10 protein-coding genes, 1 tRNA gene and 1 pseudogene are annotated in these 8,996 nt (G+C 76.7%); 9 read left to right on the plus strand and 3 right to left on the minus strand.

What is annotated here, in order from left to right; all coding sequences use genetic code 11:
* Positions 1-679: 679 nt before the first annotated feature.
* The 6 genes and pseudogenes from C1I99_RS25135 to C1I99_RS25155 all read left to right on the plus strand — a co-directional run.
* Positions 680-1,099 (plus strand): annotated as a pseudogene (locus C1I99_RS25135) (NrfD/PsrC family molybdoenzyme membrane anchor subunit); the annotation flags it as partial.
* A gap of 67 nt (positions 1,100-1,166) precedes the next feature.
* Positions 1,167-1,262: transfer RNA gene (locus tag C1I99_RS32910), tRNA-Sec, on the plus strand.
* Between the two features lie 21 nt (positions 1,263-1,283).
* A complete protein-coding gene (gene selA / locus C1I99_RS25140; RefSeq protein WP_111136665.1) occupies positions 1,284-2,588 on the plus strand; it encodes an L-seryl-tRNA(Sec) selenium transferase in 1,305 nt (434 codons plus the stop codon).
* Between the two features lie 2 nt (positions 2,589-2,590).
* The gene (gene selB, locus C1I99_RS25145; RefSeq protein ID WP_111136666.1) at positions 2,591-4,354 is read left to right on the plus strand and encodes a selenocysteine-specific translation elongation factor; all 1,764 of its coding nucleotides are present in this window, start codon (positions 2,591-2,593) and stop codon (positions 4,352-4,354) included.
* Between the two features lie 62 nt (positions 4,355-4,416).
* Positions 4,417-4,614 carry a hypothetical protein gene (locus tag C1I99_RS25150; RefSeq protein ID WP_111136667.1) on the plus strand — a complete coding sequence of 66 codons (198 nt, stop codon included), beginning with the start codon at positions 4,417-4,419 and terminating at the stop codon, positions 4,612-4,614.
* A gap of 111 nt (positions 4,615-4,725) precedes the next feature.
* On the plus strand, positions 4,726-4,911 hold the full coding sequence (locus tag C1I99_RS25155; protein ID WP_111136672.1) for a hypothetical protein: 186 nt from the start codon (positions 4,726-4,728) through the stop codon (positions 4,909-4,911).
* Between the two features lie 6 nt (positions 4,912-4,917).
* Here the strand turns inward: C1I99_RS25155 and C1I99_RS25160 are convergent, their stop codons facing one another.
* A complete protein-coding gene (locus C1I99_RS25160) occupies positions 4,918-5,565 on the minus strand; it encodes a hypothetical protein (protein WP_111136673.1) in 648 nt (215 codons plus the stop codon).
* Positions 5,566-5,756: 191 nt separating this feature from the next.
* Between C1I99_RS25160 and C1I99_RS25165 the strand changes: the two genes are divergently transcribed.
* A complete protein-coding gene (locus C1I99_RS25165) occupies positions 5,757-5,960 on the plus strand; it encodes a hypothetical protein (RefSeq protein ID WP_111136668.1) in 204 nt (67 codons plus the stop codon).
* A 95-nt stretch (positions 5,961-6,055) separates the two neighbouring features.
* Here the strand turns inward: C1I99_RS25165 and C1I99_RS25170 are convergent, their stop codons facing one another.
* Complete coding sequence (locus C1I99_RS25170) at positions 6,056-6,268, minus strand: phosphatidylethanolamine-binding protein (RefSeq protein WP_111136669.1); 213 nt, start codon at positions 6,266-6,268, stop codon at positions 6,056-6,058.
* 76 nt (positions 6,269-6,344) lie between these two features.
* The gene (locus C1I99_RS25175; RefSeq protein ID WP_111136674.1) at positions 6,345-7,226 is read right to left on the minus strand and encodes a universal stress protein; all 882 of its coding nucleotides are present in this window, start codon (positions 7,224-7,226) and stop codon (positions 6,345-6,347) included.
* A 120-nt stretch (positions 7,227-7,346) separates the two neighbouring features.
* Here C1I99_RS25175 and C1I99_RS25180 point away from each other — a divergent pair, with 120 nt between their 5' ends.
* Positions 7,347-8,093: an SAM-dependent methyltransferase gene (locus C1I99_RS25180; protein WP_111136670.1), complete on the plus strand. Its 747-nt coding sequence runs from the start codon at positions 7,347-7,349 to the stop codon at positions 8,091-8,093.
* Positions 8,094-8,435: 342 nt separating this feature from the next.
* The coding region (gene clsA, locus C1I99_RS25185) for a cardiolipin synthase ClsA (protein WP_111136671.1) at positions 8,436-8,996 on the plus strand (561 nt) is incomplete at its 3' end.

An 8,996-nucleotide genomic window follows, 5' to 3' on the forward strand; every position in this document is an offset into this window, starting at 1 on the left:
ACCCGGACCACTACGCACAGTGGGAACAGCAGGCCGCCGACCTCGTCACCCAGCACTGGAACAGCTGACCCACACCACCAACACCCGCCGGCCGGCACCCCACACGGGGCGCCGGCCAGCGGCATACCCAGGGCCGGCACCCCGTCGAGGGCGCCGGCCGGCGGCGTACCCACTGCTGGCCGGCGGCCTGTCGCCAGTGGTTTGAGATTTCGTGGTGGTGGCGGGAAGAGGGAGCGGGGCCGGGTGGTTGAGTCAGGTGTCGGTGTGGCTAGTGTCCCCGGGCCTCACCACTATTGCCTTCGCGGAATACCGTCCGGCTGGAGCCGCGTCGCGCCACTCGCCGAGAGGCGACCTACACACCGGCACCCAGCGCCGCCCCCGAGCCCACCGGGCCCGGGGGCGGCGCTGTCTCCGCGCTACTGTGCCGGGCGCGGTCTCCGCCCCAGCTCACCGGGCCGGGCGCGGTCTCCGCCCCAGCTCACCGGGCCGGGCGCGGTCTCTGCCAGTGACCCGATCGGCCGCTCGGGTCGCGCTCCCACTCCGGCTCCCCTATGTTCGAGGGTCCGGCGTCGACGCGGGGGGTGTCGTGGTGGGCCTGCGGACCTTCATCGAGGGCTGGCCGGTCTACCGGCAGCTCACCGGCACTGACCCCCTCGGTCGGGGCGCCGCGGCGCGGTCGGCGGGTAGCGCGCTGGCCAGCGGGGCCGCCGTCGGTCTGATCGCCGCGCCGTCCACCGAGGCGGACCCGGCCCGCCGGATGGCGGTGGCCGGCGCGGCGCTGGAACTGTTCGGCTCGCACCGGGTGGAGACCCGGCTCGGGCTGCTCAGCGAGCCCTACCGGACGGGCCGGGCCGGCCGCCTGCTGCGGGCCGGGCGGGTGTTGACCGCCGCGGGGGTGGCCGGGGCGGTGCTGGGCCGGCGCAGCCGCGCGGTCTCGGTGCTTTCCGGCGCCGCGCTGCTGGCCGCGTCGCTGGCCACCCGGTTCGGTGTCTTCCATGCCGGCGTCGCCTCCGCGGCGGACCCGAGGTATACCGTGGTGCCCCAGCGTGAGCGGCTCGAGCGGCGGTGGGCGGCTCGAACCGCCGAGGCCGACCGGTAGTTCACCGCCGTCGGCCGTCGTCGGCCCCGCTGCGCGGGCCGGGCGGTGCTGTGGTCAAATGCTCGGTGGAGGCGTTCAGGCGGCTGGTGCCCCTCCCGGTCTTCAAAACCGGTGTGGCCCGGGCCCCGGGCCAGGCGGGTTCGATTCCCGTCCGTCTCCGCCAAGCCTGCGGGGGGATGACGTGATGGGCGACGGCCGCGCGGATCCGCGGCGTCAGGTGCCGCGCACGGACGCGCTGCTCGCCGACCCCCGGCTGGCCGGCGCGGCGACGACACTGGGCCGGGACCGGGTCAAGGCCGCGGTCCGCCAGGCCCAGGACCGGGCCCGGCGCGGCGAGATCAACCCCGAGGCGGTACGCGATGCCGCGCTGGCCGCCTTGCCGGCGCCGGCGCCCCGGGCCGTGCTCAACGCGACCGGGGTGGTGCTGCACACCAACCTCGGCCGGGCGCCGCTGTCCGCGGCCGCCGTCGCGGCGCTGGTGGCGGCCGCCGGGCACACCGACGTCGAGCTCGACCTGAGCACCGGACGGCGGGCCCGCCGCGGCCGGGACGCCCTGGCCGCCCTCGCCGCCGCGGTGCCCGCCGCCGGCGCGGTGCACGTGGTCAACAACGGCGCGGCCGCGCTGGTGCTGGCCGCCACCGCGCTCGCCGCCGGCCGCGAGATCGTGGTCAGCCGGGGCGAACTGGTCGAGATCGGCGACGGGTTCCGCCTGCCGGACCTGCTGACGAGCACCGGTGCCCGGCTGCGCGAGGTGGGCACCACCAACCGCACCACGCTCGCCGACTACGCCGCAGCGGTCGGGCCGCGCACCGGCTTCGTGCTCAAGGTCCACCCGTCCAACTTCCAGGTCACCGGTTTCACCTCGGCGGTGCCGGTGCGCCAGCTCGTCACCCTCGACGTGCCGGTCGTCGCCGACATCGGCTCCGGGCTGCTCGCCCCCGACCCGCTGCTGCCCGACGAGCCGGACGCCGCGACCACCCTGCGGGCGGGGGCGGCGCTGGTCACCGCCAGCGGCGACAAGCTGCTCGGCGGGCCGCAGGCCGGGCTGCTGCTCGGCGCCGCCGACCTGGTCGACCAGCTCCGCCGGCACCCGCTTGCCCGGGCGTTGCGGGTGGACAAGCTGACCCTGGCGGCGCTGGCCGCCACCGTCGTCGACCCGGCCACTCCCACCCGGGCCGCCCTGCACGCCGACGTGGGCGGGCTGCGCCGGCGGACCGAGCGGTTGCGCGACGCGCTCGCCGCCGACGGGTGCAAGGCCGAGGTGGTGCCCGCCGCCGCGGTGGTCGGCGGCGGTGGCGCCCCCGGCGTCGAGCTGGACTCGTGGGCGCTGAGCCTGCCCGAGCGGTACGCCGGGCCGCTGCGCGTCGGGGACCCGCCGGTGCTCGGCCGGGTGGTGCGCGGCCGGCTGCTGCTGGATCTGCGCTGCGTGCCCACCGACGCCGACGAGGCGCTGCGCGCCGCGGTGCTGCGCGTACCGGGGCACCGTTGACCATGTGGGTGGTGGCCACCGCCGGGCACGTCGACCACGGCAAGTCGACCCTGGTCCGGGCGTTGACCGGGATGGAACCGGACCGGTGGGCCGAGGAGCGCCGCCGCGGCATGACTATCGACCTCGGCTTCGCCTGGACGACGCTGCCCTCCGGCGGGACGGTCGCCTTCGTTGACGTGCCGGGGCACGAGCGGTTCGTGCCGAACATGCTCGCCGGGGTCGGCCCGGCGCCCGCCGCGCTGGTCGTGGTCGCCGCGGACGAGGGGTGGATGCCGCAGTCCGCCGAGCACCTGGCCGCGCTTGACGCGTTCGGTGTGTCGTACGGCCTGCTGGTGGTGACCCGCGCGGACCTGGCCGATCCGGGGCCGGCGCTGGCCCGGGCGCGGGCGGAGTTGGCGGGTACCTCGCTCGGCGCGGTGGAGGCGGTGGCGGTCAGCGCGGTCAGCGGGGCCGGACTGCCACAGCTGCGCGCGGCCCTGGACCGGCTCGCGGCGCGGCTGCCGGTGCCGGCGACGCACGTCCCCGTCCGGCTCTGGGTGGACCGCTGCTTCACGGTCCGGGGCAGCGGCACCGTGGTGACCGGCACGCTGGGCACCGGCCGGCTGCGGGTCGGCGACGAGCTGGAACTCGCCGCCACCGGCGAGCCGGTGCGGGTACGCGGGCTGCACACCCTCGGCGCCGCCCGCACCGAGGTCGACGCGCTGGCCCGGGTGGCGGTCAACCTGCGCGGCACGCCCCGGGACCGGCTCGGCCGCGGCGACGCCCTGCTCACCCCGGGCCGGTTCCAGCGCACCGACCTGCTGGACGTCCGGATCTGCGGGGACCCGGCGGCGGACCTGCCGGCCACCGTGACCCTGCACGTCGGTTCGGCGGCGGTGCCCACCCGGGTGCGGCCGCTGGGCCCGGACACCGCCCGGCTGCGGCTGGCCCGGCCGCTGCCGCTGCTGATCGGCGACCGGGCGCTGCTGCGCGACCCGGGTCGGCACCATGTGGCCGGCGGGGTGATCGTGCTCGACGTCGCGCCCCCGCCGCTGACCCGCCGGGGCGCGGCGGCCGCCCGCGTGGCGGTGCTGGCCGGGCTGGACGGGCGCCCCGACCTCGCCGGCGAGCTGCGCCGCCGCCGCCTGGTCCGGGCGGCCGACCTGCGGCGCACGGGCGTGGCGGTCACCGGCCGGCCGGTGGTGGGGGACTGGCTGGCCGACCCGGACCACTGGCGGCAGCTCGGCGCCCGCCTGGCCGACGAGGTCGCCCGGCATGCCCGGGAGCATCCGTTGCAGCCGGGCGCGCCGGTCGAGCTGCTCCGCCGGCGGCTCGACCTGCCGGACCGGGCGCTGGTCGAGGCGCTGGTCGGCCCCCCGCTGCGGCTGCACGCCGGCCGGGTCACCGCCAGCTCCGCCGACGCGCTGCCCGAGCCGGTGGCCCGGGCGGTGGCCCGGTTCCGCGCCGCGTACGCCGACCGCCCGTTCCGCGCCCCCGAGGCCGATCACCTCGCCGGCCTGGGCCTGGGCCCCCGGGAGATCGGCGCGGCGGTGCGCGCCGGGGCGCTGCTGCGGCTGGCCGAGAATGTGGTGCTGCTGCCCGGCGCGCCCGACGACGCGGTGCGGGTGCTGGCCGGGTTGCCCCAGCCGTTCACGCTCAGCGCCGCCCGGCAGGCGCTGGACACCACCCGGCGGGTGGCGGTGCCGCTGCTGGAGCTGCTGGACCGGCGGGGCGCCACCCGCCGGCTGCCCGACGACGCGCGGGTCGTGGTCGTCACCCGGCCCTGAGGCCCTTAGGACCCGGCACGGAAGCCGGCCCGCTGGGGCGGGTGATCACCTAGCGTGGCGGCATGGACCCTTGCGCGGTCTGGCGGGACCGGCAGCACCGGTGGCGGATCGAGGCATACCGGGCGCCGGACCTGCGCTTCGCCGTCTTCGCTACCAACGGCACCACCGAGTCGGCGCCGCTGTGGCTGTTCGGTATGTCGGCGCTGGCCCGGTGGCTGATGTCGCACAAGATCTCCCTGGACGACCTGGAGGTCGACTGAGCCGACCGTCTGGCGCGGCTCCCCGCCGGCGTGGCGCGGGCGGCGGTCCCGGTCGGGTGAAAGATGGACGAACCGGCCAGCCGTGCGCGCGCCGCCCGTACCGTGCGGAACGTGAAGGACCGAGGATTGCGGACGTTCGTCACCGTCCTGGCCGGGCTCGCGGTCATCTACTTCGGTACCACCGGGCGCAGCCCCGAGGAGGGCGGCGGGGTCACCGGTGGCCTGGTGGTGCTCGCGCTGCTGGCGTCGCTGCTGGTGTGGCACCTGACCAAGCCGGGGGACAAGCCCGTCAAGTGAGCGGGTTCAGGCGGCGGCGCGGGTGACCTCGCCGGCGGACTCCTCGCCGAGGGCGACCCGGACCAGGGCCGAGGCCAGCCGGCCGAAGTCGGCGCCACCGACCAGCCCGGCGAGCCGGTCCGGCGAGCCGGGCAGGCCCAGCCGTTTCGCCCCGGCCAGGGTGCGTCGGTCGGCGTACGGGCGCAGGTCCGGCCAGACCGCCTGCGCCTCGCGGAGGAAGATGTCGGCGCCGGTCGGGCCGATGCCGGGGAACTCGGTCAGCAGCCGGCGCAGCGCGGCCGGCTCACCCCCGGCCTCCCGGTGCAGCCGGCGCAGGTCGCCGCGCCAGCGGTCCAGGCAGAGCCGGGCCCCGGTGCCGAGCATCGTCGAGGTCCGCTCGTCGTAGCGTCGGTAGTGCCCCCGGCCCAGCGCGTCGACCCGGTCCTGCCAGCTGGCCGCCTCCATCGCCTGCGGGGTGCGGTAGCCGGCGGCGAAGAGTTCCCGGGCGGCCGCGACGGCCACCTGGGCACGGATCCGGGTGCTGAGCAGCGTGGCGAGCACCAGCAGCTGGTACAGCGGCGCGGGCCGGTCGGCGAGCCGGATGCCGGCTTCCTCGGCGTAGGTCCGGCCCCGCCGTTGCAGCAGGACCCGCGCCACCCTGCGATCGTCGCCCATCGCGGCGGTGTACCCGCCGTGCCCGCGGCTAGCCCCACCGCCGGCCCCGAATCCCGTCCGCGCACCGGCCGCCACGGGGTTTACCCGATCGTCGCGGTCGGACCGGCGGCCGGATTGCCGCCGACGGCGACGGGTAACCCGGGACGGAGGCGGTCGAGACGCGTGCCGTCCACCCGGAAGGAGACAGGCCCGTGGTGAACCCGCAGCAACAGGAGCTCCGGCGCAACAACAAGGGCGCCACCAGCCAGGACAGCAAGGGACCGAACCCGACCGGTCACCCCCTCAACCGTGGTACCTCTCACGGGGACGAGGGGCGCCCGGTGCCCAAGGGTCAGGTCTCCCCGTACGGCCCGGCTGCGGAGCCGGTCGCCGACGACGAGAGCGGCCAGAGCTAGCGGGGCCAGCTCGACGGCGGCGGCCGCAGCCGGTTGGCTGCGGCCGCCGTGCCGCGTCCAGGTGACGACGTTCAGCGCGGTGGGGTTCGTCGTCCTCACTTCGGGTCGCCGGGTTCGCGTTCGCCCTTCGGCCCGTAGGTCCGCTCTCCGCGGACCACGCCCCGCTGCCCCCGATCCTCCTGGAGGATCCGGTTGGCAACCTGGTTCGCCTTGCGGTCCGGCACCCGCCGTCCGGAATCGTCGATGGTGTTGCGCAGCCGCGCCCGCTGCTTGTCGTAGGCGTTGCTCCCCGGCCGTGGTCCTGGCATCACTGCCTCCTCCGGTCGTCCTCGCCCGTCGGGCGTACCGGGGTCGCGTACCCGGTTGCGCCGCGGCCAACCCCGCTCAGCCGGGAGCGCGGACCACCGCGACCGGGCAGTCGGCGTGGTGCAGCACCGACTGGCTCACCGAGCCCAGCAGCAACCCGGTGAACTCGCTGCGCCCCTGCCGGCCCACCACCACCAGCTGGGCCCGGCGGGACGCCTCGGTGAGCGCCTTGCCGGGGCGTGCGCGCACCGTCTCCCGGTTCACCGGCACATTCGGCCACCGCTCGGCCAGCCCGGCGAGGGATTCGGCCACCGCCCGTTCCTCCCCGGCGCGCAGCTTGGCGTCGTCGTACACCAGCGGCAGCATGTCGCCCGGCTCCGTGGAGGTCGGATACCGGTAGGCGTGCAGCGCGACCAGTCCGGTGCCGCGGAGCGACGCCTCCTCGGCGGCGAACTCGACGGCCGGGCGGGACAGCTCGGAGCCGTCCACGCCGACCACCACCGGCCCTTCGGTGCGGTCGGAGCCCCGGGCGACCAGCACCGGGCAGTCGGCGTACGAGGCGACCTGCACCGCGACGGAGCCCACGACCAGGGCGGAGAAGCCGCCGAGCCCGCGGTCCCCGAGCACGATCAGCGCGGCGGTCGGCGATTCCCCGAGCAGCGCGGCGGCGGCCTCCCCGTCGATGATCTTGTCGGAGATCCGCAGCCCGGGAACGGTGGCCTCCGCCTCGGCCACCGCGGCGGCGACGAGCTGCTCCGCCTGGCGGCGCAGCCCGGCGCTGGGGGGCCCGCCCTCGGGCGGTTCCACCGGCACGCGCAGCAGCGGCCAGATGAACCCGTGCACGACCCGCAGTGGACGCTGCCGCCGGGCGGCCTCCACCGCGGCCAGCCGGACGGCGCGCAGCGCCGGCTCCGAGCCGTCCACACCGACGACCACCGCCGTGTCGCTCGCCGAGTTCACCACCGCACCTCCCGCCTGTTCCGGGTCAGTATCCCGGCCGGTGGCGTGTCGTCGGGCCGATACCGTGCAGGACCACCGGTCGGTACGCTGGCGGCGACCACCGGGGAGGGAGCGTCATCGATGGTTGAGCCGGACCAGCCGAGCACCGCACGGATGATCGACTTCTGGCTCGGCGGGGAGCACCACTTCCCGGTCGACGTGGCGGGGGCCCGCGCGTTCGAGCAGGCGTACGGGCCCTGTGCGCCGGTGTTCCGCGCGTTGCGCGCCTTCCTGGGCCGGGCGGTACGGGCGATGACCAGGGACGGTGTGGACAGTTTCCTGGTGTTCGGCGCGGGGGTGCCCACGATGGGCAACGTGCACGAGGTCGCCCCGGAGGCGACTGTGCTCTACACCGACGTCGACCCGGTCACCCTCCGGCTCGGCCAGCGCATCCTCGCGGGCAGCGACCGGGCCGGCTACGGCTACGGCGACGCGACCGACATCGGCACGATCGACCCGGCCCAGCTGCACCGGTTCGTGCCGGGGTGGGGTAGGAGGCCGGTGGGTGTGGTGTTCCTGGGCCTCGCCGCGTTCCTGGACGACGACACGCTCGCGCGTACGCTGGACGAGCTGTACCAGGCGACCGCGCCGGGCAGCTTGCTCGCGGTCGACTTCGACACCGAGGAGCTGGCCGGCCATCCGGCGGCGCTGGCCATGATGGGACCGGCGTTCCGGATGCGTACCCCGGCCGCGTTCGCCCCGCTGCTGGGCCGCTGGACGCCCACCGGGGACGGCATCGTGCCGGTGGACCGGTGGCGCCCGGACGGTCCGCCCGAGCAGGTGCCGGACGCCTTCCATGGCGCGGTCGCCGTCCGCTCGGCCGACTGACTGACCCCCCGCCGAGTCGCCGTCCGGCTCGCCGGCCCGCACCGCCTGACCACCGGTGTCCGGCCAGCAGGCAGCGTCCTAGGACGCCTTACCGCGCGTGACGCACGCCACACAAGGCACAAACGCGCGTCGACCCGGCCACGCTGCCCCCGGGAGGGACGCCGCGGGCCCGATATAGTGGCAGCGCAACTCAGCCGGCCCGCGATCATCGATCGCGGGCCGCATCAGGGGAGGCCCCGTCCCGGGGTCGCGGGGCGCCGGCGTCAGCCGGCCCGACAGCGCACGTCCCTCCGCAGCGCCCGACCTCGGCCGGGCGCCGGAGCGCGTCGCGGAGGAGGTTCGGTGTCGCGTCGGCCGGCTCGGGCAGAGCAACCGCGGGTCACCGGCGACGCCGCGGGCCGCGCCGGCGACCGGGTGCTCACCCTGCCGAACCTGATCAGCTTCGTCCGGCTGCTCGGGGTGCCGCTGTTCCTTTATCTCCTGCTGGTGGCGCGCGCCGACGTGGCGGCGATCGTGGTGCTGGCGATCGGCGGCACCACCGACTGGGTCGACGGCTGGATCGCTCGGCGGCTGCGGCAGGTCAGCCGGCTCGGGGAGCTGCTCGACCCGCTCGCCGACCGGCTCTACATCCTGGCCACCCTCGTCGGCTTCACGGTGCGCGACGTGGTGCCGTGGCAGTTCACCGCGGCGCTGCTGGCCCGGGAGCTGCTGCTGCTCGGGTCGCTGGCGGTGCTGCGCCGGTACGGGTACGGGCCGCCGCCGGTGCACTACGTCGGCAAGACGGCCACCTTCCTGCTGCTGGCGGCGTTCCCGATCCTGCTGCTCGCCGCGGCGGTGCCGGGCGCGACGGCGGTGGCCGGGGCGATCGGCTGGGGGCTGGCCTGGTGGGGCCTGGTGCTCTAC

Origin of the sequence: Micromonospora deserti (assembly GCF_003236335.1) — a bacterium.
In the GTDB taxonomy this organism is placed as follows: Bacteria; Actinomycetota; Actinomycetes; order Mycobacteriales; family Micromonosporaceae; genus Micromonospora; species Micromonospora deserti.